Here is a 24491-nt window from a genome sequence, read left to right as displayed (position 1 = left end):
AATGGTCTTCCAGTAAATAATCCGCTAACCAGACCTCGCAGATCTGGCATATCTATCAGGTCTAGTCCGTGCCGCGAAACCGGATTAATTTCTGGAAGACCATAAGTCGGCACTACTTATTAGTCTGTGAATTAAGTTTTCCGCTATTCCATCGGCTTTGTCATACTGAGCGCAGCGAAGCATCTTTCCCGTTCTGATGAAAAAGACCCTTCGCTCCGCTCAGGGCGACAAAAGGTCAGAAAACTTATTTCCCAGACCACTTATGGCACCAGCGGATGTTTTACCCCAACTCTGAACCATTACCGCCGCATCTATTTTTGCGTCTCGTGGCCCTATCGGGTATGATGAGAGCGCAGTAATAAGGAGAGAGGATGCTCGCGGAGATCTTTGCCCCCCAATCGGTCGCCGTGGTCGGTGCCTCTCCTGATCCGAGTCGCCTGGGCCATGCGGTGTTGCGTAATCTGATCGAGCACGGCTATGCCGGCCCGATCTTTCCGATTCATCCCAAGGCGCGGGAGGTGTTAGGCCGTCGGGCCTATGGGAGTGTGCTGGCGGTACCTGATGCTGTGGAACTAGCAGTGGTTGCTGTTCCCGCCCGGCAGGTGTTGCATGTGGTGGACGAGTGTGGTCAGAAGGGGGTGAAGGGGCTTGTGGTGATCTCCGCCGGCTTCAAAGAGGTGGGCGGCGAAGGTCGTGAGGTAGAACGCCAGTTGTTGGCGAAGGTGCGCGCCTATGGGATGCGTATGCTTGGCCCCAATAGCCTGGGGGTGATTGATACCCACAGTCGGCTCAATGCGTCGTTCGCCGCCATTATGCCCGATGCGGGCAATATTGCCCTGATGTCGCAGTCGGGGGCGATCTGCACGGCTATCCTCGATTGGAGTAAGAGCCGTGGGGTCGGCTTTTCCCATTTTGTCTCGCTCGGCAATAAGACCGATATTGATGAGGTGGTGCTGCTGCGCGCTTGGGGCAATAATCCGCGTAGTAAGGTTGTCTTGGCCTACTTGGAGGATATTAATGATGGCCCGGCCTTTATTGCGGCTGCCCGTGAGGTGACGCGCACGACGCCGGTGGTGGCGATTAAGAGCGGTACGACCGCTGCTGGTTCGTTGGCAGCTTCGCACCATACCGGCTCGCTGGCCGGTTCAGAGCAAGCCTATGAGGCGGCGTTCGCGCAGAGTGGCATCATTCGTGCCCATACGGTGAGTGAGTTGTTCGATCTGGCGATGCTCTTTGCTTACCAACCGCTGATTAAGGGCAATCGGGTGGCGATTCTGACCAATTCGGGGGGCATGGGCATCATTGCCGCTGATGCTGTGGAGCGGAGCGGTTTGGCGATGGCGAGCCTGAGCCAAGCGACGATTGAGCGCTTGCAACGTGCGTTGCCCCCTTCGGGTAGCGCCTACAACCCGATTGATCTGCTGGGCGATGCGCGCCACGACCTCTATGGCTTGGGGGTTGAGGCGGCGCTGGCTGATCCCAATGTGGATGGCTTGATTGTGGTCTTAACCCCCCAAGCCCAGACCGAGTTGGTCGAGACGGCTGAGATTATTGCTACACTTGCGGCACGCTCGGATAAGCCGGTGGTGGCCAGTTTTATGGGCGGCTACAGCATTGGGCCAGCCCTCGCCGCGCTCAACCGGAACGCTATTCCGAGCTATACCTTTCCCGAACGGGCGGTGCAATCACTGGCTTCAATGTATGACTATGTTGAACGCTCGCGCCGCCCCCCGCCCAACTATCGCCATGTGCCAGTCAATCTGAAAGAGGTGCGCCATGTCTTGACCCAGGTACGTGCAAGTGGGCGCGTAGAATTGAGTGAAGGCGAAGTCCGGCTCGTCTTGGCTGCCTATGGTTTACGCATCCCAGAGAGTCGCTTGGCCCGTTCCCCCGATGAAGCAGCCCATCTCGGCATGCAACTCGGCTTCCCCATTGTGATGAAGATCGCCAGCCATGATATTCTGCTCAAGAGCGCCATTGGCGCGGTGCGGGTTGGGGTTGCCGATGACGAAGCGGCCCGTGATAGCTTCGAGTTGATTGACTATCGGGCGCGTAAATATTGGCCTGGCGCTCGGATCAATGGGGTCTATGTGCAAGAGATGGTGCGCCCAGGACGCGATCTGCAGATCTCAATGAGCCGCGACCCCCAATTTGGCCCCTTGATTGCTACGGCACTCTGCGGTATCTATGTGGAAGTGTTGAAGGACATTACGTTTGGCCTAGCGCCTCTGAGTGAACAGGATGTCTATGATCAGATCCGCGCCCTCCGAGCTTTTCCGCTGCTGCGCGGCGCTGATGGCGGGCCATTCGCCGATGTGGCCGCGATTGAAGATGTGATCCTACGTGTGAGTCAGTTGGCTAGTGAGTTGCCCGAAATCGTTGAATTAGAGATTAATCCTCTAGTGGTTCATCGCCAGGGCGAGGGCGCTGTTGTCCTCGATGCCCGTATTATTTTGCAGTAGCGGCTATACGCCGCGCCACGTTGCCCCAGGGAGGCGTCCATGGCTACGCTCTATGTTGCGTCAACGGAGACGTTCGTCGGTAAGAGTGCGGTCTGCATTGGCCTGCTGCGTCGTATGCAGCGCGATGGCTTTCATGTGGGCTATATGAAGCCGGTGAGCGTGTCAGTCGCCCATACACCGGGCGCTGTAGTGGATGAGGATGCCACCTTTATCCGCGAGACGATTGGCCTTGAAGCGCCGATTGAAAAGATTGCGCCCGTGTTGATTACGCCTAGTGTCGTTGAGGCCATCCTGCGCGGTCAGTCTGCCAGCTATACTCGGACACTGCGCGATGCCTACCTTGCGGTTTCGCGCAATAAAGATATTGTGGTGCTTGAAGGTACCAATACGTGGTCAGAAGGTTCGTTGGTAAATCTCACATCAGATCAGGTTACTGATTTGCTGCAAGCTCCGGTTCTGTTGGTTTCGCAGTATGGCTCAACGATCAATGTGGATAATATTCTGTCGGTGCAGCGCTACATTGGCGACCGCTTGCTCGGGGTGTTGATCAACCAGATCGAAGAAGCACAGCTTGAGTTTGTGCAGCAGCGGGTGGTTCCCTACTTGGAAGGGCGCGGCATTCCTGTCTTTGGTCTGTTGCCGCGTGACCCGATGCTGGCCGGGATTAGCATCGCAGAACTGCTCGATCATCTGGGTGGCCAATTGATTGGCCAACGGGCTTGGTGTAACCACACGGTCGAGACGCTGATGATTGGGGCCATGGGGGCCGACGCGAGCCTCTCCTTCTTCCGCCGTCGCGCCAACAAAGCGGTGATTACCGGCGGCGACCGCAGCGATCTGCAGCTCGCCGCGCTCGAAACCAGCACCAATGTCCTTGTGCTTACCGGCAATTTCCGCCCTTCCCCCCAGGTGATTGACCGCGCCGAGGAGAAGGAGGTGCCGATCATTCTGGTACCCGACGATACCCTCGCAACGGTGGATCGCGCCGAACGCCTCTTCGGGCGGGTGCGCTTCCACCAAGACGCCAAGTTGCAGCGCTTCGCAGAGTTGATGGATACCTGTTTTGCCTATGATCGCCTCTATGAGGCCTTGGGCCTTCCGGGGTAACGGCTGCGCCGCCCCCAAATTACTAGAGCAACTATGAACCAAGAAACTGAAACCATTGGCCCCTTGGTCTTTGGCGAAAATGCCGACTACCCGTATCCCTTTGGGGTTGAACGTCCGCCGCGCTTTTGGATGGAGGAGACCACCGGGACCCTTGGGGCGGCGGTGGAGGTCTATATGCGCGGTGAGCCGTTGAACGCCGCGCAGCTTGAGGTGTTGCAAATCTACCTGCGCCAGTACCTTGAGCGTACCGTCATGGCTGAAGATGGCGACCGCCGCCGCTTCTTGGAGCGGGTGGGGCGTCTACGTACCGTCGGCGATCTCACCCGCCTCGCCGAGAGTCTCTCCGAAGCAGGGGTGGAGCCTTTTTAATGGATTGGATGGTTCGTAACGACTTCACCGTTTGCGAGGGCGCGAGGATGCGTGAGGCGAAGCCATCGCTGCTTCGCCTCACGCATCCTCGCAAGGTTGTCAAGCGACCTTCCGCAAAACCTTCTCTATGATCTACCAATATCTTCTACGTCCGATCATCTTTCGGCTCTACCGGGGCGATGCGGAGACGGCCCACGAGCAGACGTTGCGGATGCTGGCACGTGTGGGCCAGATGCGGGTGCTACGCGCAACGACGGAGCGGCTCTTTGCCTATAGCCACCCGGAGTTGGTGCGCCACCTCTTTGGCTTGCGCTTTCCCAATCCACTTGGCTTGGCAGCCGGGATGGATAAGGATGGCACGGCTCTACCAGCGTGGGCGGCGCTCGGCTTTGGCTTTGTTGAGGTGGGAACGGTAACCTGGCAGCCGCAGCCGGGTAATCCGCGTCCGCGCCTCTTTCGGCTGACCCGCGATGGGGCGATTATCAACCGGATGGGCTTCAACAATCAGGGGGCCAGTGCGTTGGCCCAACGCCTTGCAAAAGCCCCGCCGCTGCCTATTCCGTTGGGCATCAGTATTGGCAAGTCGAAGGCCGCTGCTCCCGAAGCGACTGTAGAAGACTATGTGGCTTCGTTGCGGGCGCTCTTTGATTATGCGGGTTACATTGCGATCAACGTCAGTTCACCCAATACGCCTGGGCTGCGGGCGTTGCAAGATCGGGAACACCTGGCGGGCCTGTTGGCCACGTTGCAGCGTGAAAATCGTGTGCTGGCCGCCGCCCGTGAGACCCAGCCGCGTCCGCTTTTGGTCAAGTTGGCCCCCGATCTCAGCGATAACGCCATTGGTGAATTGCTGACCGTCTGTAGTGACCACGCGGTCGCCGGGCTGATTGCGGTCAATACAACCCTTGAACGCCACAGGTTGCAAGGCACGCCCGCCGCACTCGCCGCCGAGACCGGCGGGCTCAGTGGGCGTCCACTGCAAGCCCGGGCGCTTGAGGTGGTACGCCTGATCGCCCGTGAAACGGCAGGGCGCATGCCGATCATTGGGGTCGGCGGTATCGCCAGCCCTGCTGATGCACAACAGATGCTCGAAGCGGGCGCCAGCCTGCTGCAAATCTATACCGGCCTGGTCTACGCGGGGCCAAGCTTACCAGGGCAGATTCTGCGAGGCATAAGGTAGCAAAACAATGAAACAACAAGATCGCATCCTCGTGGCCCTCGACACGCCGACGCTTGACGAGGCGCTTGTGCTGGTCAAACAACTGCGCCCGTATGTGGGCGGCTTCAAGGTTGGCTTAGAACTCTGCACAGCGGTGGGGGTACCCGAAGTGGTGACGCAGGTCGCGGCAGCAGGCGGGAAACTCTTTCTCGACCTGAAGCTACACGACATCCCCAACACCGTCGCCGGGGCGGTGCGTTCAGTCTGTGGGCTCGGGGCTGGCATAGGCATGCTCACGCTGCACTGCCAAGGCGGAGCGGCAATGCTCCGTGCAGCGGTCGAGGCGGCGGCGGCAGCGCCAGAACGCCCATTGTTACTTGGCGTCACCGTCTTGACCAGCATTGATACCTTGGCACTACGCGACGAACTGGGGGTTGCTGCGCCACTGGAGGCCCATGTCGTAGCGTTGGCGCAATTGGCGCAGCGCTGCGGCCTTGATGGCGTTGTAGCCTCACCGCACGAAGTCGCAGCCATCAGGCAAGCGTGTGGCCCCGAGTTCCTGATCATCACACCGGGGGTACGTCCCACATGGGCAGCCAGCGGCGATCAGCGGCGCACCATGACCCCAAGCGCAGCCCTTGCAGCCGGAGCAGACTACCTTGTCATCGGGCGTCCACTCACCGCAGCGGATGATCCCGTGGCGGCAGCGCAACAGCTTTGGGTCTGATAGCATTTTAGGGGTACGGGTACCGGGGTTACTTTCAGATTTGGTCACCCTTATGCATGCTATACTACTGTTGGGCATTCTGCATCATCAATAACGCTAAGAGGCTGTCTGAAAAGTCTATGGGTTGGCGTTGGAGTGCCGGCTTTAGCCGGCTAAAGCCGGCACTCCAGCGTGTGTCCCCCGGCTTTTCAGACAGCTTCTAAAGCTTATTGGGACGCCATATTCTCCAATCTCCAATCTCCAATCTCCAATCTCCAATCTGCATTATGACATGGTTAGAACTCTCCGTTAGCGCCGATAACGAGGCTGTCGAGGCGGTCTCTGAGGTTTTGGCGCGTTTTGGGTATAACGGCGGCGTGGTGGTCGAACCGGCATGGACACCCGGCGATGAGGGGCCGGAGTTTCGCTATGATCCGGCGCGGCCCGCGACGCTACGCACCTACCTGCCGCTTGATGCTCAGAGCGAGGAACTGCGCCAGCGCATCGAGCAGGCGCTCTGGCATTTGGGCCAGATGCGTCCGATTGGCCCTTTACAGGTGCGTGCCCTGGAGGAAGAAGATTGGGCTAATGCGTGGAAGCAGCACTACAGTGTCTTGCGCGTGGGCCAACGGATCGTCATTGTGCCCTCGTGGCTTGAACATACCGCCGCCCCCGACGATATTGTGCTGCACCTCGATCCCGGTATGGCTTTTGGTACCGGCCTGCATCCCACGACGCGCCTCTGTCTGGCCCTGCTTGAGCGCCACGCCCGTCCGGGTCAACGGGCGCTCGATTTGGGTACCGGATCGGGCATCTTGGCCATTGCGCTGGCAAAACTGGGTGCCCATCCCGTCGTGGCCCTCGATAACGACCCCGTTGCCACGCAGGTTGCCGCCGAGAATGTGCGCCTCAACCATGTTGCCACTAGCGTCAATGTTGCTACTGGCAGTCTTGGGGCCGGGGCGCGCATGGGCCACTGGCTCAGTGGCAATTTTGGCGACGAGGACACACAAGCAGCAACCGATCCAAGCCTCCCCTCGCCCGCTGTGACAACCACATTCGACCTCATTGCCGCCAATCTGATCGCCCGTGTCCTCTGTATCCTCGCCGCCGACCTTGCGACCACACTAGCCCCCGGCGGTATCCTAATTAGCAGCGGGATCATTGATAGCCGTGAGCCAGAGGTTCACACCGCCTTTGAAGCAGTCGGCCTGCAACAACTGGCCCGCTACCAAGAGGGCGAATGGGTGGCCCTGGTGCATACAAGGAAAGAGGAGAACGAGCAACAAAATAGCTCGTAAACGCATCCTCATAGCGCAACTCCCACTGCTCAGGGCGGGCGCTGGCCCAAGCCACGAGGGCCGCCTGCTGCTCATTGCTGAGCAGTAGCCCGTCAATTTCATAGGCGGTCAACAATGCCTCCACCTGCATACCAGCGGAGAGTTGTTGATAGTCGCGCCACTGCTCGAAGGGGTAGAGCTCGATGCGCGGATCGGCCCAGACGGGCTGCTCCGGGGCAGCCCAGATCAGGTAGCTACCCATGCTCATGGCGTGGAAGAGACGCTGCGGACGCTCGGCATCGGCCTGCAGCGCCTCAACTGCGGCCACGGGGGTCTCGACGGCAATGAGGCTGCCTACTTCCGGGGGCAGCCCAAATGCCGGTTTGATCCAGGGTAGGGTAAGTAGCAGCAGCAACCCAATCAGCCCAATCAAGACCCCATTGAGCAACGGGAGTCCCTGGAAGGCTGGGCGCACGCGTCGATCACCGGCGCGCCATAGGGCCAGTTGGCGCGTGAAGAGCGGCGTGGCTGCCGCCACAAACCAGATGTTGTTGCGCCCAGCCCCCAAGGCCAACCAGAGCAACGCCCCGGCAATAAGCATATCCACCGGATCGGGGCGCTTGCGTGCATAGCTCAGAATAACAATCCCCGCGATCAAAAAGAGAAAAAAGAGCGCCCCATTGGCCGTGCGGATCGTCGGCGGTGCCCACTCCGTCACCAGTTGGGTCACCTGCGAACTACTGAGCAGATCGCGCACATAGCCAAGCACCTGCCAGCCCGTGGGATTGATCAGCCAACTCATGCCGGTCAAGCTGCCAATTGGAATCAGGTGCCACAAGGGCGGACGTGGGCTTGGGTCGGGCGGGCTGAACCAACGGCGTAGCAGTTCACCCACGAACGTAAGCGCAATCAAAGCTCCGCCTAGCACGAACGAGCCGTGCAGGTTGACCCAGAGGCTGCCCAGGAGCGGCAACAAGAGCAGAGGCGGCCAGAGACCACTCCCGCGCTGGCCTCGCGGATCGCGCCAGGCGGTGAGCACATAGAGGTAGATGATAAAGAGTGGAATGGCATAGCTTTGGGGCCGAATCAGCCAGTTGTCGAACGAGGCCGGCAGGGTGCCAAGCAGCAGCACACCGACACTAAGGCGCAGTGCGCCGCTACGCCGCAGACTGAGTTGCAACAAGAGCCCATAGGCGGCAGCCAGCATGAGCGCCTGCACCACAATCAGCAGCGGCGCACCACCAAGGCTAAAGAGCAGATACATCAACACCTGCGCCAACCAACTCTGGTTGTAGAAAGGTTCGCCCGCTTGCGTAAACGAAAAACTATCAACCGTAGGAATTGCCCCCGTCTCGACAATAATGCGCCCGGTAGCCATATGCCACCAAAAATCGTGGGGCTGGATGGGAGTAAGCAGAACGCGCAGGGCAATGAAGGCCACCCCTGCAAAGAGCCAAACGTGATCAAGGGTTAGGGTACGTTGAGCCATGGTGTTACTTTTTTAGCTATTGGGATGGTTTCTAGGCATTTTACCGTTTGCGAGGACGCGAGGACGCGAGGACGCGAGGACGCGAGGACGCGAGGACGCGAAGCCTTCGCCGCTTCGCCGCTTCGCCGCTTCGCCTCACTCCTCGCGTCGCCAGACTTCACTGCGCTCATTGGCAAAGCTCTGCTGCCAGCCTGGGAGCGTCGGCATGATTGCTGCGAGCCCGGCCTGCTTCGGACGATCCAGAATAACACATGCAATATCATGTTGCTCTAGGAAAGCCGCAACCCCATGCCCATCACTGACCGCCACATACTCTTCCCAGAGTTCAAGGGGAAAGAGCTCGATACGTGGATCGATATAGTGGCGGGCCAGCGGATAGAGCGCCCACGCCATATAGGAGCCATAGCCCATCTCGTTGAAGATCGGGCCGTGACAGGGTTCAGTTCGCAGGTCTGCAACCGCCTCAACTGGCGTCGCAGCAGTGAAGAGTTGTGGCGCACCCGGCACAGGCGCAAAGAGCGCCTGATACTCGGCAGGTAACGGCAACAACGGCTTGGTCCATGGTTGCAGAACGAGTACACCCAGGGCCAAGCAGATGACAACCAGCCAATTGCCCAAGATACCGCCGCCACGCTCGCGTGCTGCACTCCGTTCACTTGGCTTCAGCAAGGAACGGGGAGCGGCGAGGCTTTGGGCCATAATGGGCATTGCGGCCATGCCAAACCAGACCACATAGCGGATACCAATGAAACTCTGCCAGGCCAAACCGCAGACCAGGATGACATCGGTGATGGTTGGACGGCGGCGACCAAGTGCAAAAGCGGTGAGCAAGGCAAGGACACCAAGGTAGAAGCCAGCCCCTGCGAGGGTGCGTGGCGTTGGCGATTGCCACTCAACCACCAATTGCTGGCTTGGCGCATCGCTCAACAGAGTCAGCAGGTAGGTGAAAATACCAAAACCCTGGGGATTGACCAACATCGCCAAGGGCAATGCTGCGGTCGCCAGATAGAGCGGGCGCAGACGATACCACGGCAGCGCATGGGGATCGCGCCAGAGACGCCTGATGCTTTCGCCCACCACAAACGCCCCAGCCACCAACAAGCCCATGATGAATGCGCCATGAGCATTGACCCAAAAGATCATCAGGAGCGGCAGCAGTGCCAGCCAACGTGGGGCTAAGCGACCATCCACATAGCGCCCTAAGATGATCAGGGTGAGCATGAAAGGCACCCACGACCAATTCTGGGTACGTGTATTAAAGTTATTGATGGTCATAAAGCCCGCGAGCAGTACCGCTAGGGCAGCCAAGCGCCACGAACCACTGCGCCGTTGCGCCTCGTAAGCCACCAACGCAAAGGCGAATGTGCCCAAGAGGTTGCGCGTAAAGACCACCAACGGCAAGCCACCGAGCTGATAGATCTGGAAGAACAACCACTCACCCAACCAACTCTGATAGACATACGGCGTCTCTGGTGGTACGCCCCAAGCAAAACGATTGGTCGTTGGCAAGCCCTCTGTCCCTATCAGCGCCCCAGCCCGCAAATGCCACCAAAAATCATACGGAGCAGTTGGTGCCATACTGATGAAAGCGGCAATCAAGCTGAGGGCAAAGATTACCCACAGGTGTTCAAGGCGTAGGACGGGCAAGCTGTGAGAGATTCGTGTGAGCATAGTTGATCCAGTGTGCGTTCCTAACCAGAAACAGGACTAAACGGCTGTCTGTAACCCCTAGCCGTTTGGTTCGCTGCAAGGCTATAATAACATTAGGCAATTACGGGCGTCATGGCGATGCCCACACGCGGGTCGTTCCCAACGACCACGACCCATAGGAGGCAGCAATGCAGATCGAACAGGCCCGCGTTCCAACCTTCCTGACCACAAGTTCACTTGCAGTAGCTGACTGCACCATCGTTGTTCCAACCTACAACGAAGCTGAGAATATTGGCCAACTGATTCCCCAGATCCTCGTCTGGCCGCGCTTTCGCGTCCTCGTGGTAGACGATGGTTCCCCCGATGGCACTGGTGACCTCGTTGCCGCGTTGGCTCAACACGAGCCACGGGTAGGCCTACTCAGCCGTCCAGGCAAAATGGGACTAGGCAGCGCCTATATTGCGGGCTTCCGCCGCGCACTCAGTGAAGGGGCCGAGTTTATCTTCGAGATGGACGCCGACTTCTCGCACGATCCGCGCTATCTCCCGGCGCTGCTCAGTGCCGCCGAAACGCGCGCCGACCTGGTGATCGGTTCGCGCTATGTGCCCGGTGGCGGCACCACCGATTGGGGCCTTGGACGCCAGGTGATTAGCCGTGGTGGTAATATCTATGCTGGCCTCATCTTGAACCTCCATGTCGCCGATGCGACCGGCGGCTTCCGCTGCTACCGACGGCGCGTACTCGAAACCCTTGACCTCAAGCGGGTACGCTCCAACGGCTACGCCTTCCAGATCGAAATGGCCTACCGCACCCGCAAGGCCGGTTTTAGCATCGCCGAAGTGCCCATCGTCTTCCCCGACCGCCGCGTAGGCCGCTCCAAGATGTCGCGCAGAATTGTGCTTGAGGCGTTAATTAATGTGTGGCGGCTACGCCTCGGATTGATGTAATATAAGGGGGAACCAAGTTCCCCCTTACCCCCTTTTGGAACTACGATGCCCAGAGGAGTAATTCTGTGACTTCCGATGACATCCTTGAGAAGCTTGATGAGGCGCTGAGTGGCTACCAGGAAGATCTTGACCGGACACGCCGCGAATTGAGTGAGGTTGAGACGCTGGTGCGCCAGAGTAATAGCGAGGTCGAAAAACTCACGCAACGTGAATTGACCGTCTCGAACCGGGTGCGTGATCTTGAAGTAAATATTGAACGTTATAGTAAAGACGAGATCAAAAACTTCTACACGACCGCTCAAGAGGTGCAGATGCGCCTCCAAATTATGCGTGGTCAACTTGATCAGGTGCAGATGCGCCGCGATGTGCTACGCAACCGTCAAGGCCAACTGGCCCAACTGGTTGGCCTGTTAGGCGATCTTGCTGATCTCTTGCGTAATGCGGGCAAACCTGAAGCTAACGCTGGTTCCGAAATGGATACCGAGACGATGGTGGCCAATATTATTCAGTCGCAAGAGAGCGAACGCCTCCGCATCTCGCTCCAGATGCACGATGGCCCCGCTCAATCTATGAGTAACCTGGTGCTGCGTGCCGAGATCTGTCAGCGTCTCGTTGACCACGATATAGACCAAGCCCGCGCTGAGTTGAATAGCCTCAAGACGGCGATCAATGCAACCCTACAAGATACACGCAAATTCATCTTTGATCTACGCCCGATGACGCTGGATGACTTGGGGCTGGTGCCTACACTGCGACGCTATGCGAATCAGTTTAACGAAAAGGGTGCGGTCGAGATCAACCTCATGATCCAGAATCTCGAACAGCGCCTACCCGGGCACTATGAAGTCACCATCTTCCGCTTCATCCAAGAAGCACTCAATAATGTCGTCAAGCACTCTGGGGCCAATCAAGCCCGCGTGATGCTTGATGTTTCGGGCAATACCCTGCAAATCTTGGTAGAAGACGATGGCAGCGGCTTCCATGTCTCCGACACGCTTGAGAATGCGAGCGCACGGCGCAACATGGGGATTGCGAGTATGCGGCAGCAGATCGAGGTCTTGCTGCGCGGCGAGTTTGGCATCGAGAGCGCCATTGGGCGCGGTACCCGCGTGGCGGCCACCATTCCGTTGCCCTAGGGTAAGGATACAGAAACGAGAATATAGAAAATAGGCAATTACCTTTGTTGCTTTCGTGTTGGCGAATTCGCCGCCAACACGGAACAAAAAGAGTTTTCTTGGGTGGGGCGAAGCCTCCCCCAACCCCCCGCTTAGGGGCATCCCTTACTCCGCTCTGATCATATAGGCATGAACCCCCTCTAAGCCCAATTGTTGCTCTAGGGCCAGCAGGCGCTCAAGGGCGGGGCGGTAGGGGTGGTGGCTGGCGAGCATGCGTTCGGCGGCTTTGTGGCAACCGAGCCAGCGCAGATGGTGGTAGGCGACCCATTCGGCGTGGCCTTCGCGGAGCTCAGGGTCGTTCAGCAGTGGGCAGCGTTCGCCCTGCCACGCATGGGCATACTCGTGGGCCACGGTGGTGCGAAAGCTGAGACGCGGGAGCCCGTAGAGCATGTAGATGGCCCGAATATGCCCACGGCGCTGGTAGAGCCCCAAGGTGCTAAACCCACGGGGCGGTCGCTTGCCCCCAGAGGCCCGCAACTCCTCAAGGGTAGGGGCATCCACCAAGCGAAAGGCCACCCCTACGTTCAAACGTAGGCCCAATTGTGCAACCAACGCCGAGACCGTTTCGTCAAAGATTGTACGGGCCACCCCAGGGTCGTAGATCGCGGTAGCATGGCATGTGCCACACTGTTGGCGGCCATCGTGCAAGCGCCAATGCTGTTCACCCAATGGCGCACCACAGCTCGCACAGCGCGGGCGCCGCTCAATACACTGCTGACAGTAGCGCTCCGGGCGATCAATCAGGGTATAGTAACTCTCGTACAACGGCCCGCCACAGGCGGCACATGTCGCGTTGGTGCCCATAGGTAGGTAAGCCTTCTGGCGGACGTTGGCTTCGACAGGCTCAGCCAACGTCGCGGCACAGAACTTTTTCGCGCTAACAATTCCTTTTGTTCCGTGTTGGCAGCGAAGCCGCCAACACGGAACAAAAAACGGAGTTTGGGGCGTAGCCCCAACAACACTTGACGTGACCCTTATGCTAAAATCATCATACGGATAGTGTCAAATCGGAGGTGCTCAATGTTTTGGCGTAAGAAGAATAGTCTGGAGCGTGGGCTCGATTCGCTGGAGAGCGGTGCATCCGAGGCGGTGACGCAACTCGCCGATACGGTGCGTGATCGCCTAGAGAGCGAAGCGGGCAAGCAGTTGGCCCAAAACCTGGAACAATTGGCCAAACGGGTCAATGAGCTTGATCTCAGCGATGCGGTACTCAAGCGGCGCAAAGAGTTGGAACACGCCGCGAACAAGGCGAGCAAACAGGTCAATCGGGCACTCAAGGATTTTGATAAGACCCGCAGCCGCATTGCGAAGGACGCCAATAAGCTGGCCCACCGCGTCGGTGACCAGCTAGAACAGAGTGGCCAGCAGTTGGCCACCCTGGGTCATAAGTCGGTACCCTCCGAGCCAACCGGCTGGATTCTGCCGACGCTGCTTGGCTTTGGGGTTGGCCTGGGGCTGGGGCTGCTGCTTGGGCGCTTCACCCGCCCAAAGCCTGAGGAGCGCCACTCGCCATCGCCATCAGATCTCTGAGCAGCAGACGCGAGGGCGCTGAGGATTGAACCACAGAGGCACAGAGAGCACAGAGGATAAAAACCCTCTGTGTTCTCTGTGCCTCTGTGGTAAAAAACTGCGCTACCAGCTACCCCAAGGCCTCCAGCAGCACATCACCCTCCTCTGGCGAGATGCGCCCTTCGGCAACCATATGTAAGATGCTCTCGCGCTCCTGTTCACGCTGGGCTTCCAAGGCTGGATCGGGTGGCTCACGCTCGATGCGGATGGTCTGGCCGGTCGCTGCGGTACGCGACGACGGGCCACTGGGTGGCATATCGGGGGCATCGGGGTTGCGTAGGCGACTGATGGCCCGCTCGACCGCATCAATAGCGCCAGCCAGCCCGTTAGCCGCCGCTTGGCGCGCCTGCTCTTTGATGCGCTCGATGCGCTCTGGATCGAGCTGCCATTCGTGTTCGTTGATCCGCAGGTGCAGCCGAGCCCGCTTGGCGCGGTGCGCTTCGCGTTTGGCTGCGCGGGCCTCCTTATGGTGAGCCCGCTTGTCCGCTCGGTGGTGGGCTTCCCGCTTGCCTGGCTTGCCTTTGCTTGAACGAAAGGCGCTCGCCAACTCTTCGCCCAACTCTTCGCCCAATTCGCGGCCCAAGCGCCCCAACTCACGCCCCAACTCACCAAACTCGCGCCCCAACTCGCTCCAGAGCGTGTCGGCTTCGTTGAGTTGCTGCGCTTCAGCCGTGCCACCGCCCTTGATGCGGAGATCACCAGCAACAGTGAGATCAAGGCTGGCCGCCCCAGTCCCGTAGTGCAGATCGAGGCGCTGCGGCCCGCCACTGTGGTGGTGGTGGTCCACCCCACGCAGCTTGCCCATCACCAGCGCCCGCAGGCGCAGATTGGGCTGCTCAGGTAGGTTCAGGCGCACATCGCCCGCCACATTGGTGCGCCCCCGTCGCCCATCCGCCAGATGCAAGCCCATGCTCAGATCGCCCCCCACCGCCCCGAGATCTAGGTCACCCTCAATGCGGCCCAAGCGCACATCGCCCCCGACATTACCCACCACCAACGCCCCATTGATCTGTTCGCTACTCAGATCCCCACCCACATTGGCGACGTGTAGCTCATCGAGCGCCGTTGTGTTCAGATCGCCGCCTACGTTGCCCAACTGCACCCGCTGCAACTCCGCGCCGCTCAGGCTACAGTCACCGCCGATCTGGCCAGCCTGAAGCTTGGCGGCACCCTTGAGGATCAGATCGCCGCCGACCGAACTGAGTTGCAGTTCACCCGGAGTGGCGCAGGTCACCTCCACATCACCCGCGATCCGCTCGGCCTCAAGCTGCTCAAGCAGGGCGGCAACATGCAGATCGCCCGCGACATGCTCAAGTTGCAACAGCCGCAGATCAGCAATCCGCACGCTACCCTCGCAGCGCTCGATCTGCAACGCAGTGCGAGCGGGCACCTGTAGCTCTAGGTCGCTCTCACACGTACTAATCACAACCTCATCGTCCTCTTGGTACAGGTCACTGATCAGCGCATCGGCAGCAACCCGTATCCCCTCATCGTCACCCACGCTAACCAACAGATCGCCGTGGAGCCGCGTAATCCGCACGCGGGGCTGCGGGCCAGCCGGAAAATATTGTTCACTCATCGTTTGTCTCCTTAAAACCCTAGCGCTTCAGCAGGATCATCGCCTCTTCAACACTAATCTCACGCGCCGCGAGGCGGTCGAGAATCTGGCGTCGTTCGGGATGCTGCCCCTCATGGTCGAGTGGCCCGCCCAAGGCGCTCACAATCTCATCGAGGCGTGCCCGGGCGGTGTTGTAGGCCACCGCAAGTTCGCTTGCCAACTTCTGAACATTGCCCCGGTTCTTGAGCAGCAGTTCGACAAAATCGAGCTGCTCAGGCGTGAGACGCCCGATCCATCCTAAGCTAAACTCGCCCTCAAGCACGATCCCGCTCTCAGGGCACTCTAGCCTTGTCACGATCATTTCGCCCCCACTAACCGGATCACGGGTGAGTAGTCGGTGCATGGTTGTCTCCATTGTTTGTACTCGTTCTGGTAATATCTTTCATTTCCTTGGTAGATATTACCATATCACAAGGCAAATGTCAATGGTTTTGTAGATTATTGCCATTGGGTTAATGTTTTTTGAAATGTCGCATGCTGGATACGCTTCCTCCCTATCGTGGTGGCGGCTTCGCCGCCACCACGATAGGGAGATTCAACAGTCTCCAAAGCGTGTACAATGGCATAGAGCAGCGACACATGCCTACCGCCACATGGAACCGCCCTCGCTAGGACGCAGATGATGACGTTGAACCCCTATGCTCTGAGCCTGATTGTTACGGCTGCTATCTCGCTGGTGCTGGCCTTTGTGGGCTGGCGACGACGACGCAATGCCGCAGGGCGCATCTTTGTCTTGTTGATGGGCGCATTGACCATCTGGTCGTTGGGCTATGCTGCGGAATTGGCGAGTAGCGATGTGATCGCGATGCGTCGCTGGGTCGTTGTGCAGTATGTTGGGATTGTGACCATCCCGGTCTTCTGGTTGCTCTTTACGCTCTCCTATAGTGGCATGGGCAAGCGGATCGGATGGCAGCACTACGCCACACTCTTTGTCATGCCAAGCATCTCCCTGCTGCTCAATGCCAGCAATGAACGCTGGCACATGCTCTTCTACCGCGAGATCAAGCCTGAGTTTTATGATACATTCTCGCTTTTGGTCGTAACCCCTGGCCCCTGGTTTTGGCTGCATACGCTCTATTCCTACGGCGTGATCCTCGCTGGGGCCTTGATCTTGTTGCGCCTCTGGCTGCAAACCCCCAGCCTCTATCGTCAGCAGGTTACGCTGATGCTGCTGGGGGCAGGTATGCCCCTCGTCATGAATGTGATCTATCTGAGCGGCGCAAGCCCGTGGCCTAACCTTGATCTCTCGCCCTTCGGTTTTACCGCGACTGGCATGCTGGTAGCCATTGGGCTCTTCCGTTTTGGCTTGTTCGATCTGAATCCAATTGCGCGCAATTCGCTCTTTGAGGCGTTGCGTAATCCTGTGTTGGTACTGGACGAACAAGGACGTATTTCGGATCTGAACCAAGCGACCCAACGGCTCTTAGGCGCAGCTATGCAGAACCAACTTGGCAAGCCCGTCGCTCAGAGTCTGGCAACGTGGCCCCAATTGGCGGCCTTCTGCAGCGAACACGGCGAAGGGCGTATGGAGTTTGCATGGTGTAGCGAGCCCCTCCAAGCCTATGAGGTCTTTCGCACTCCGCTGAACGACCAGCAGGGCCGGTTGTTGGGCCAGATTGTGGTCTTTCACGATATTACGGTGCGTTACCAGGCTGAACGCGAACGGCTCGCCCTTGAACGCCAGATGCTCCATGCCCAAAAACTGGAGAGTTTGGGGGTGTTGGCTGGTGGTATCGCTCACGATTTTAATAATCTGCTGATGTCAATTATTGGTAATCTTGACCTCGCACGCCTCGATCTGGACGAAGAGCATCCCGCCCAAGGGCCCTTAGGCGATGCGGAACGGGCTACGCGCCGCGCCTCCGATCTGACCCGCCAACTCCAAGCCTATGCCGGTAAGGGCAGTGTCATGCTGCGCCCGATCAATCTCTCGCAATTGCTCACCGAGATGATGACTATTCTGCAGATCTCGATCAAACATCAGAGTAATATCCAGATCGAATTTGATCTCGCTAACGATCTACCGCGCTTTGAAGGGGACAGCAACCAGATTCAGCAGGCGGTGATCAATCTGATCAGTAATGCCGCTGAAGCCCTTGGCAAGGCGGGTGGCACTATCACCTTTAGCACTGGGGTTGATAGCTATAGCGCTGCTGCATTGGTGGACAATCGGGTAGAGCGCAAAATCAATGCGGGCACCTTTATTTATCTAAGAATTACCGATGATGGCAGTGGCATGGATGCTGCCACCAGCGAGCGTATGTTTGAGCCATTTTTTACAACTAAAGAGTATGGGCGCGGGATTGGGCTGGCAACGGTTATGGGTGTGATGCGCAGCCACCACGGTGCCATCTTGGTCGAGAGTAGTCCGGGGGTGGGTAGTTCGCTTACGCTGCTCTTTCCTGTGGCGGAGGCGTAGGGCCTGTGGTAGAATGGCTTATATTCTGTGTTATGCAAAGCGCTTAGGCAGAACCAGACAACCCTGCGTAAGCGCCCAAAGACGAGGTGTACCTGTATGGAGAAGTCTACCTGGAAGACCAGGGTAGGCCTGGCCCAGATGCTTAAGGGTGGCGTGATTATGGACGTGGTCACCCCTGAGCAGGCCCGGATCGCGGAAGAGGCTGGTGCGGTGGCGGTTATGGCCCTCGAACGGGTGCCCGCCGATATTCGCGCCCAAGGTGGCGTGGCCCGCATGAGCGACCCTGAGCTGATTCTGGCGATCAAAGAGGCGGTGACGATCCCCGTGATGGCGAAGGTGCGCATTGGCCATTTTGTTGAAGCGCAGATTCTTGAAGCCTTGGGGATTGACTATATTGATGAGAGTGAGGTGCTGACGCCCGCCGACGAAGAGCACCATATCAATAAGCATAAGTTCCAGATACCCTTTGTCTGTGGCTGTAAGAATATTGGCGAGGGCTTGCGCCGTGTTGCCGAGGGTGCCGCGATGCTGCGAACCAAGGGCGAGGCCGGGACGGGGAATGTCGTTGAGGCAGTCCGCCACGCCCGCACGGTCTATAGCGAGGTGCGCCGCCTCCAGAGTATGAACGAAGATGAACTCTTCGTCTATGCAAAAAACATCCAAGCTCCCTATGAGTTGGTACGCCAAGTGGCCGAAACCGGCAGTTTGCCCGTGGTCAATTTCGCCGCTGGTGGCATCGCAACCCCCGCCGATGCCGCCCTCATGATGCAACTCGGTGTGGATGGCCTCTTTGTTGGCTCCGGCATCTTCAAGAGCGGCGATCCCCAACAGCGCGCCCGCGCGATTGTCGAGGCGACCACCTACTACAATGATCCCGCGATTATTGCTAAGGTCAGTAAGGGCCTCGGTGAAGCAATGGTTGGCATCGAAATCAACCAGATTCCCGCTGAACAACTGATGGCCCAACGCGGCTGGTGACGCGGGGCGCTTCGAGGGGCGCGACTCCTCCTAGCATTTGCAGTAGGAATGGGATGGTTCGTAGCCACGTTACCGTTTGCGAGGACGCGAAGACGCGAGGATGCGAAACCCTCGCCGCTTCGCCTCACGCATCCTCGCAAGATGGTAAAGTCCTTCCGCATTTCTGAAACCTTCCCCAAAGATACCTATAACCAATATGAGTATTGGCCTTCTCGCTCTACAGGGCGATTTCCGTGAGCATCGTGCCACCTTGCGCCGCTTTGGGATTGAAGCGCTTGAAGTGCGCTTGCCCCAGCAGTTGGCTGCGGTCAGTCACCTGATCATTCCTGGCGGTGAGAGTACAACCATCGGGCGCTTGCTTACGCGCTATGCGCTCGTTGAACCGCTGCGTGCCCGCGCAGGTCACGATCTCGCTATCTGGGGAACCTGCGCCGGAGCGATTATCTTGGCCCGTGAACTGCGCGATACCAAACACGGTGGCCAACCAACCCTTGGTCTCATGGACATTACGCTGCGTCGCAATGCCTTTGGGAGCCAACTCGATAGCTTTGAGGCACCAATCAATGCCCCCGTGCTTGGCCCCACCCCGCTGCCCGGTGTCTTCATCCGCGCCCCCCGCTTTGAAAGCCTGGGGCCCAAGGTGCAGGCCCTCGCGACCCTACCCGATGGCGAGGTGGTCGCGGCACGCCAAGGCCGCCTCATGGCAACCACGTTCCATCCTGAATTGACCGATGATGATCGGGTGCATCGCTATTTTTTGGAGTTGTAATCGGGGTGTATGATCCAATGGTTCATGCCCCCTAGCTCCTATTTCCTAAAACCTATCTCCTAATTATGATCCGCTCTGTTATCCCGGGCGATCTCTGGGGTTTGCGGCGGAAGCCGCGTCACCATTTTATCCTTTATACCGAACGGGTGCTGGCCCAAGCCCATCGCCCGGTTTGGTTTGCCTTGCGCTGCATGCTCGAGGGCAATGGGCGCGAGCGGAATAGTGCGATCTACCAAGATTGCAGCGGTATTGCCGTGATCCAAGCTCAAGGCCGCTATGGTCGCCCTGAGCAGGATGTGGTCTATGTGGCGACCAGCGGTACCCGCTCGGCCCAGATGCCGAGTGACTATGAGGTCTGGTATTGGCTGCTGGAACGCATCTGCCAGAATGCCAGCGCCAGCCATGTCCAACGCATCTATGCCGCACTTCCGCGTGAGCATAGTGAACTGCGTGAAATTTTTCGGCAGACTGGCTTTCATACCTATGCCCATACCACCATTTTGCAACTCTCAGGGCCAGACTGGGATCAGCGCACTACGCTTGCTTCGATGCGCTTGCAGGCGCGGCGCGACCACTGGGCCATCCATAAGCTCTATGGTGCCCTTACGCCCCATCCGGTGCAACAGGCTGAGGTGCGGAATGCCCGCCATTGGGCTATGCCGCTCACCGGCGATTGGATTGGGCCGCAACGCTGCGCGTGGGTGCTTGGCCCCGATGATGATCTGACGGGCTACCTGCGGCTTACGAGTGGGCCCCAAGGCCACGTCTTTAGCCTGATGATGCGCCCTAATGCCCGCGACCAGGCGGTTGATGTGTTGCGCTTTGGCCTCGCCCGCCTGAGCGACCATCGTCGCCCTGTCTATCTGCTGTTGCGTGAATATCAGGGTGAACTGCTGACCCCCGCTGAAGACCTTGGCTTTCAGCCCCTGGGTGAGCAGGCGTTGTTGGTGAAGCACACGGTTGTGCCGGTGCGCCATATGCTGCTTGCACCTTCGTTAGAGACTGGCCTCGAACCGCGTGTGCCCGCTCGTCGCATTGCCACACCAAGAGAGGACGCAAAACCCTATGCCTGAGCAACCTATTGGTACCAATGATATTGCCCTGCTCCTTGCGACTCTGCCACCCCATATTACGGCGGCAATCCAAGCGAGTGAACATAATGACGATGATCTCCTTGAGATTGTGCTCGATCTCGGGCGGCAACCTGAAGCGCGCTATCGCAATCAGGAGTTGCTGCTCAGTGAACGCGAAGTGACTCAGGAGGAGATTGATGGGGTGATTGGGCGCATCGGCGAGTTTGGTGAGGATAATCGCGCCGGTATTCCCCGTACCCTCCATCGTATTTCGGGTATCCGTAATCGCAAGGGTATGGTGATCGGCCTGACTTGCCGTGTTGGCCGGGCGGTCTTTGGGACGATGACCATCATCCGCGATCTGGTCGAGACGGGCAATAGCATTCTGCTGCTTGGTAAACCAGGTACCGGCAAGACGACCCTGCTGCGCGAGACGGCCCGCGTCCTGGCCGATGATCTGCGCAAGCGCGTGGTGATTGTAGATACCTCGAATGAGATTGCGGGCGATGGCGATATTCCCCATCCTGGGATCGGACGGGCGCGCCGTATGCAGGTGCCGCGCCCCGCTGAACAACACAGCGTGATGATTGAGGCGGTCGAGAACCATATGCCCGAAGTGATTGTGATCGATGAGATCGGCACCGAGTTGGAAGCCATGGCCGCCCGTACCATTGCGGAACGGGGTGTGCAACTGGTTGGTACCGCCCACGGCAATACCCTCGACAACCTGATGGTCAATCCGACCCTCTCCGATCTCGTTGGTGGCATCCAAGCGGTCACCTTGGGTGACGATGAGGCGCGCCGGCGCGGCACCCAGAAGACGGTCTTGGAGCGCAAAGCGCCACCGACCTTCGATGTGCTGGTGGAGATCCAGAGTTGGGATCGGGTGACCGTCTATGGGGACGTAGCGGCTGCGGTTGATGCCATCCTGCGCGGCGAAGCGCCCCCCGCCGAAGAGCGTTCGCGTGATGCTGATGGTCAGGTTCAGGCGGTCGCGGTGCGCCGCGAAGTGATCGATGCGCCCGCTTTGGGGCGGCGCAATGGTGGCCAGCGTGAGCGCATGGGTAGCGGGCGCGGCGGGCGCAATGAGTTGATGATGGGCACCGCCGGGCCACGGCTACGCGAACGTCCCACCGCCCCCGCTGAAACCAACGACAACCCCGGCCCCAACCCGATTAGTGCCACGACCCAGCGCATCTTCCCCTTTGGTGTCAGTCGCAACCGCCTCGAAAGCGCCATTGAACGCCTGCGCGTCCCCGCTGTAATTGTGCGCGACATGAAAGACGCGACCCTCGTCATGACGCTGAAGAACTACTACCGCCAGAGCGCCCAGCGCCTGCGGCAAGCCGAAGAACAGGGCGTCCCGGTCTATGTACTGCGCAACAACACCATCACCCAGATGGAACGGCAACTCGCTATGGTCTTCAATCTACGCGACCTAGAGTTTGAGAATGGCATGAGCGGCATACGGCGCGGCGATGACAGCAGCATCGTTGAAGAAGCCATGCTCGAGGTCGAGAGCGCCATCACCCAGGTGATGAACGGCGAAGAGCTTGCCGTCGAACTGAGTCCGCGCAGTAGCTACATCCGCAAACTCCAGCACCAAATGGCCGACCGCTACAACCTGCGCTCCGAAAGCCGTGGCGAAGAGACCAACAGGCGTGTTAAAATCTTTCGGTAGACAGAGCTAAGGATACAGAAACGAGAAAATAGAAAATAGGTTTGCGGCATCAGGATGCACTGAATGCCCCCAAACTGTAAAGTAGCCTGAAACCCATTCCATAGGGTATAATGCGTACCAATAGACAAGCAAGGTTTGAACCAAACGAAACCATGGGCCTATTCATCACCTTCGAGGGGCCGGAAGGGAGCGGGAAGAGTACCCAGGCACGTCTGCTCTATGAGCGGATCCAGGCGCTGGGCTACCCGGTGATTCTGACCCGCGAACCGGGCGGTACGCGCATCAGCGAGTTGATCCGGCGGATTCTGGTTGATCTGCGCCATACCGAAATGGCCCCGACAACCGAGACGCTCCTCTTTTCGGCGGCACGGGCGCAGTTAGTGAGTGAGTTGGTGCGGCCCTACCTGAACACGGGCGGGATTGTGCTGTGTGACCGCTACGCCGATTCAACCTTTGCCTACCAGGGCTATGGCCTCGGACGCGATCTTGATGAACTCCATGCGATAACGACGATTGCGACGGGGGGGCTGCAACCCGATCTGACCTTCTACCTCGATCTTGATGTTGAGGCAGGGTTGCAACGCAAGCGCTGGGCCCGTGATCGCGGCAGTGAAGCGAGCAAAGCGGTATCCTCTAGTGGCCCGCCCGCCGAATGGAATCGCCTTGATGCCCGTGATCTCGCCTACCACCAACGGGTTGCAGCGGGCTTTGCCGAGTTGATCCGTAACAACCCTGAGCGCTGGCGGCGCTGCTCGGCTGAACAGCCACTCGATCAGTTGGCTGAACAGATCTTCGCTGCCGTTGAACCGATCCTTGAGCGGGTTGCCCGCTTGGAGCCGCACTGATGAAACTGGTGCTTGCCATTGTTCAGCATCAAGACGCCTCTACTCTCGTGGACGCCCTCACCGAAGAGGGTTACCGCGTGACCCGGCTGAGTAGCCAAGGGGGCTTTTTGCGTGAGGGCAACCTCACGCTGATGTTGATTGTCGCCGACGACCAAGTAGATAATGTGATTAGCACCGTGCGCTCACACTGCTCAACCCGCACCCGCTATGTCTCGCCCATGCCGCCGATTGCTGAATCGGGCGAATTCTACCCGCCTGCCCCCCTAGAAGTGCAGGTTGGCGGGGCTACTATTTTTGTGCTGAGGGCTGACATGGCCAAATTGTAGCCTGTTCTTAAACGAAAATTCTATGGAAGCAATACAAGACCTCCTTGCCAATTTGGTACCTCTGATGCAGGTGGGCCTCATTCTTTTAGGGGCTTATCTGATTCTTATTTGGGCCGCTTCGGTACTCTGGGCCTATCGTGATGTGCGTAGGCGCAGCGAAGATACCTCGGTGCAGGTGTTGGCCGTTAGCATGGTGCTGCTGCTGCCCTTCGCTGGCATTCTGCTGCACCTGATTCTGCGCCCCCCCCAGACGCTCGCCGAAAAGTATGAGCGTGAATTGGAGCAAGAGTATCTGCGGCGCGACATCGAAGAGAAGTTTGTCTGCCCTGAATGTCAGCGCCCAATTGAACCCGATTTTCTGCTCTGCCCCCATTGCCAGACCCATTTGCGGCGGCGGTGCGGTAGCTGTGAGCGCGTGGTAGACCTGACCTGGAGCATCTGCCCCTACTGTGGCGACGACGGCAGCAACAACAACTCGCGCCAAGCCCCCACCATTGCCGGCGCCGTCTACCCAGCCTTGCGCTCATCGAAGTAGCCTTACCCTGTTGCGCCGCCATAGTGTAGTGCCGACTTTAGTCGGCTGAGGTCGCGACAACCCCCGGATGCCGACTAAAGTCGGCACTACGACGGTAAAGCCTTGGGTTTGCCTAGAAGTAGCCTTACCCTGTTGCGCCATAGTGTAGTGCCGACTTTAGTCGGCTGAGGTCGCGACAACCCCCGGATGCCGACTAAAGTCGGCACTACGACGGTAAAGCCTTGGGTTTGCCTAGAAGTAGCCTTACCCTGTTGCGCCATAGTGTAGTGCCGACTTTAGTCGGCTGAGGTCGCGACAACCCCCGGATGCCGACTAAAGTCGGCACTACGACGGG

Annotated in this window: 21 protein-coding genes; 17 read left to right on the top strand and 4 right to left on the bottom strand. The window is 58.6% G+C overall.

What is annotated here, in order from left to right; translation table 11 throughout:
* Positions 1-371 precede the first annotated feature (371 nt).
* From acs to CJ255_RS10500, 6 genes are all read left to right on the top strand, one after another.
* On the top strand, positions 372-2462 hold the full coding sequence (acs, locus tag CJ255_RS10525; protein WP_097644058.1) for an acetate--CoA ligase alpha subunit: 2091 nt from the start codon (positions 372-374) through the stop codon (positions 2460-2462).
* Positions 2463-2501: 39 nt separating this feature from the next.
* Positions 2502-3569, top strand: a complete 1068-nt coding sequence (locus tag CJ255_RS10520; RefSeq protein ID WP_097644057.1) for a phosphotransacetylase family protein — start codon at positions 2502-2504, stop codon at positions 3567-3569.
* A gap of 33 nt (positions 3570-3602) precedes the next feature.
* On the top strand, positions 3603-3938 hold the full coding sequence (locus CJ255_RS10515) for a hypothetical protein (protein ID WP_097644056.1): 336 nt from the start codon (positions 3603-3605) through the stop codon (positions 3936-3938).
* Positions 3939-4065: 127 nt separating this feature from the next.
* Complete coding sequence (locus tag CJ255_RS10510) at positions 4066-5118, top strand: quinone-dependent dihydroorotate dehydrogenase (protein WP_097644055.1); 1053 nt, start codon at positions 4066-4068, stop codon at positions 5116-5118.
* A gap of 7 nt (positions 5119-5125) precedes the next feature.
* Complete coding sequence (gene pyrF, locus CJ255_RS10505; protein WP_097644054.1) at positions 5126-5824, top strand: orotidine-5'-phosphate decarboxylase; 699 nt, start codon at positions 5126-5128, stop codon at positions 5822-5824.
* A gap of 266 nt (positions 5825-6090) precedes the next feature.
* A complete protein-coding gene (locus tag CJ255_RS10500; protein ID WP_097644053.1) occupies positions 6091-7104 on the top strand; it encodes a 50S ribosomal protein L11 methyltransferase in 1014 nt (337 codons plus the stop codon).
* A 1603-nt stretch (positions 7105-8707) separates the two neighbouring features.
* On the opposite strand, the gene CJ255_RS10490 is transcribed toward CJ255_RS10500, so the two are convergent.
* A complete protein-coding gene (locus CJ255_RS10490) occupies positions 8708-10243 on the bottom strand; it encodes a hypothetical protein (RefSeq protein ID WP_097644052.1) in 1536 nt (511 codons plus the stop codon).
* Positions 10244-10410: 167 nt separating this feature from the next.
* Here CJ255_RS10490 and CJ255_RS10485 point away from each other — a divergent pair, with 167 nt between their 5' ends.
* Both CJ255_RS10485 and CJ255_RS10480 read left to right on the top strand, forming a co-directional pair.
* Positions 10411-11169 (top strand): polyprenol monophosphomannose synthase, encoded by a 759-nt coding sequence (locus tag CJ255_RS10485; RefSeq protein ID WP_097644051.1) that lies wholly within the window; start codon positions 10411-10413, stop codon positions 11167-11169.
* 65 nt (positions 11170-11234) lie between these two features.
* Positions 11235-12305, top strand: a complete 1071-nt coding sequence (locus CJ255_RS10480) for a sensor histidine kinase (protein WP_097644050.1) — start codon at positions 11235-11237, stop codon at positions 12303-12305.
* Positions 12306-12449: 144 nt separating this feature from the next.
* Here the strand turns inward: CJ255_RS10480 and CJ255_RS10475 are convergent, their stop codons facing one another.
* Positions 12450-13148 carry a protein DA1 gene (locus tag CJ255_RS10475; protein WP_097644060.1) on the bottom strand — a complete coding sequence of 233 codons (699 nt, stop codon included), beginning with the start codon at positions 13146-13148 and terminating at the stop codon, positions 12450-12452.
* A gap of 216 nt (positions 13149-13364) precedes the next feature.
* Here CJ255_RS10475 and CJ255_RS10470 point away from each other — a divergent pair, with 216 nt between their 5' ends.
* The gene (locus CJ255_RS10470; protein ID WP_097644049.1) at positions 13365-13874 is read left to right on the top strand and encodes a hypothetical protein; all 510 of its coding nucleotides are present in this window, start codon (positions 13365-13367) and stop codon (positions 13872-13874) included.
* A 109-nt stretch (positions 13875-13983) separates the two neighbouring features.
* Here CJ255_RS10470 and CJ255_RS10465 read toward each other — a convergent pair whose 3' ends face one another.
* Together CJ255_RS10465 and CJ255_RS10460 are read right to left on the bottom strand one after the other, a co-directional pair.
* Positions 13984-15492, bottom strand: a complete 1509-nt coding sequence (locus CJ255_RS10465; protein ID WP_097644048.1) for an SHOCT-like domain-containing protein — start codon at positions 15490-15492, stop codon at positions 13984-13986.
* Positions 15493-15511: 19 nt separating this feature from the next.
* Positions 15512-15874, bottom strand: coding sequence for a DUF2089 domain-containing protein (locus CJ255_RS10460; protein WP_097644059.1), 363 nt, complete (start codon positions 15872-15874; stop codon positions 15512-15514).
* A gap of 276 nt (positions 15875-16150) precedes the next feature.
* Between CJ255_RS10460 and CJ255_RS10455 the strand changes: the two genes are divergently transcribed.
* The 8 genes from CJ255_RS10455 (at position 16151) to CJ255_RS10420 (ending at position 24157) form a co-directional block, all read left to right on the top strand.
* Positions 16151-17950, top strand: coding sequence for a histidine kinase N-terminal 7TM domain-containing protein (locus tag CJ255_RS10455; RefSeq protein WP_097644047.1), 1800 nt, complete (start codon positions 16151-16153; stop codon positions 17948-17950).
* A 96-nt stretch (positions 17951-18046) separates the two neighbouring features.
* Positions 18047-18928, top strand: coding sequence for a pyridoxal 5'-phosphate synthase lyase subunit PdxS (gene pdxS, locus CJ255_RS10450; RefSeq protein ID WP_097644046.1), 882 nt, complete (start codon positions 18047-18049; stop codon positions 18926-18928).
* Between the two features lie 196 nt (positions 18929-19124).
* Positions 19125-19697: a pyridoxal 5'-phosphate synthase glutaminase subunit PdxT gene (gene pdxT, locus CJ255_RS10445; RefSeq protein WP_097644045.1), complete on the top strand. Its 573-nt coding sequence runs from the start codon at positions 19125-19127 to the stop codon at positions 19695-19697.
* A gap of 65 nt (positions 19698-19762) precedes the next feature.
* Positions 19763-20770 (top strand): hypothetical protein, encoded by a 1008-nt coding sequence (locus CJ255_RS10440; protein WP_097644044.1) that lies wholly within the window; start codon positions 19763-19765, stop codon positions 20768-20770.
* Positions 20763-22451: a R3H domain-containing nucleic acid-binding protein gene (locus CJ255_RS10435; protein ID WP_097644043.1), complete on the top strand. Its 1689-nt coding sequence runs from the start codon at positions 20763-20765 to the stop codon at positions 22449-22451. The genes CJ255_RS10440 and CJ255_RS10435 overlap by 8 nt, the downstream gene beginning before the upstream one ends.
* Positions 22452-22603: 152 nt before the next feature.
* Entirely contained in the window at positions 22604-23296 is a 693-nt protein-coding gene (gene tmk / locus CJ255_RS10430; protein WP_097644042.1) for a dTMP kinase, read from the top strand.
* Positions 23296-23622 carry a cyclic-di-AMP receptor gene (locus CJ255_RS10425; RefSeq protein WP_097644041.1) on the top strand — a complete coding sequence of 109 codons (327 nt, stop codon included), beginning with the start codon at positions 23296-23298 and terminating at the stop codon, positions 23620-23622. The genes tmk and CJ255_RS10425 overlap by 1 nt, the downstream gene beginning before the upstream one ends.
* A 22-nt stretch (positions 23623-23644) precedes the next feature.
* Positions 23645-24157 (top strand): zinc ribbon domain-containing protein, encoded by a 513-nt coding sequence (locus CJ255_RS10420; RefSeq protein WP_097644040.1) that lies wholly within the window; start codon positions 23645-23647, stop codon positions 24155-24157.
* Positions 24158-24491 lie beyond the last annotated feature (334 nt).

It is taken from the genome of Candidatus Viridilinea mediisalina (assembly GCF_002532535.1).
Classification (GTDB): domain Bacteria; phylum Chloroflexota; class Chloroflexia; order Chloroflexales; family Chloroflexaceae; genus Viridilinea; species Viridilinea mediisalina.
The sequence above is the reverse complement of the archived record's forward strand: the minus strand, read 5'-3'. Positions and strand labels throughout refer to the sequence as shown.

What these genes read in the sequence shown, in the direction of transcription:
- acs (WP_097644058.1), top strand. Translation starts at nt 372, where the DNA reads ATGCTCGCGGAGATCTTTGCCCCCCAATCGGTCGCCGTGGTCGGTGCC.
- CJ255_RS10520 (WP_097644057.1), top strand. Translation starts at nt 2,502, where the DNA reads ATGGCTACGCTCTATGTTGCGTCAACGGAGACGTTCGTCGGTAAGAGT.
- CJ255_RS10515 (WP_097644056.1), top strand. Translation starts at nt 3,603, where the DNA reads ATGAACCAAGAAACTGAAACCATTGGCCCCTTGGTCTTTGGCGAAAAT.
- CJ255_RS10510 (WP_097644055.1), top strand. Translation starts at nt 4,066, where the DNA reads ATGATCTACCAATATCTTCTACGTCCGATCATCTTTCGGCTCTACCGG.
- pyrF (WP_097644054.1), top strand. Translation starts at nt 5,126, where the DNA reads ATGAAACAACAAGATCGCATCCTCGTGGCCCTCGACACGCCGACGCTT.
- CJ255_RS10500 (WP_097644053.1), top strand. Translation starts at nt 6,091, where the DNA reads ATGACATGGTTAGAACTCTCCGTTAGCGCCGATAACGAGGCTGTCGAG.
- CJ255_RS10490 (WP_097644052.1), bottom strand. Translation starts at nt 10,243, where the DNA reads ATGCTCACACGAATCTCTCACAGCTTGCCCGTCCTACGCCTTGAACAC.
- CJ255_RS10485 (WP_097644051.1), top strand. Translation starts at nt 10,411, where the DNA reads ATGCAGATCGAACAGGCCCGCGTTCCAACCTTCCTGACCACAAGTTCA.
- CJ255_RS10475 (WP_097644060.1), bottom strand. Translation starts at nt 13,148, where the DNA reads ATGGGCACCAACGCGACATGTGCCGCCTGTGGCGGGCCGTTGTACGAG.
- CJ255_RS10470 (WP_097644049.1), top strand. Translation starts at nt 13,365, where the DNA reads ATGTTTTGGCGTAAGAAGAATAGTCTGGAGCGTGGGCTCGATTCGCTG.
- CJ255_RS10465 (WP_097644048.1), bottom strand. Translation starts at nt 15,492, where the DNA reads ATGAGTGAACAATATTTTCCGGCTGGCCCGCAGCCCCGCGTGCGGATT.
- CJ255_RS10460 (WP_097644059.1), bottom strand. Translation starts at nt 15,874, where the DNA reads ATGCACCGACTACTCACCCGTGATCCGGTTAGTGGGGGCGAAATGATC.
- CJ255_RS10455 (WP_097644047.1), top strand. Translation starts at nt 16,151, where the DNA reads ATGATGACGTTGAACCCCTATGCTCTGAGCCTGATTGTTACGGCTGCT.
- pdxS (WP_097644046.1), top strand. Translation starts at nt 18,047, where the DNA reads ATGGAGAAGTCTACCTGGAAGACCAGGGTAGGCCTGGCCCAGATGCTT.
- pdxT (WP_097644045.1), top strand. Translation starts at nt 19,125, where the DNA reads ATGAGTATTGGCCTTCTCGCTCTACAGGGCGATTTCCGTGAGCATCGT.
- CJ255_RS10440 (WP_097644044.1), top strand. Translation starts at nt 19,763, where the DNA reads ATGATCCGCTCTGTTATCCCGGGCGATCTCTGGGGTTTGCGGCGGAAG.
- CJ255_RS10435 (WP_097644043.1), top strand. Translation starts at nt 20,763, where the DNA reads ATGCCTGAGCAACCTATTGGTACCAATGATATTGCCCTGCTCCTTGCG.
- tmk (WP_097644042.1), top strand. Translation starts at nt 22,604, where the DNA reads ATGGGCCTATTCATCACCTTCGAGGGGCCGGAAGGGAGCGGGAAGAGT.
- CJ255_RS10425 (WP_097644041.1), top strand. Translation starts at nt 23,296, where the DNA reads ATGAAACTGGTGCTTGCCATTGTTCAGCATCAAGACGCCTCTACTCTC.
- CJ255_RS10420 (WP_097644040.1), top strand. Translation starts at nt 23,645, where the DNA reads ATGGAAGCAATACAAGACCTCCTTGCCAATTTGGTACCTCTGATGCAG.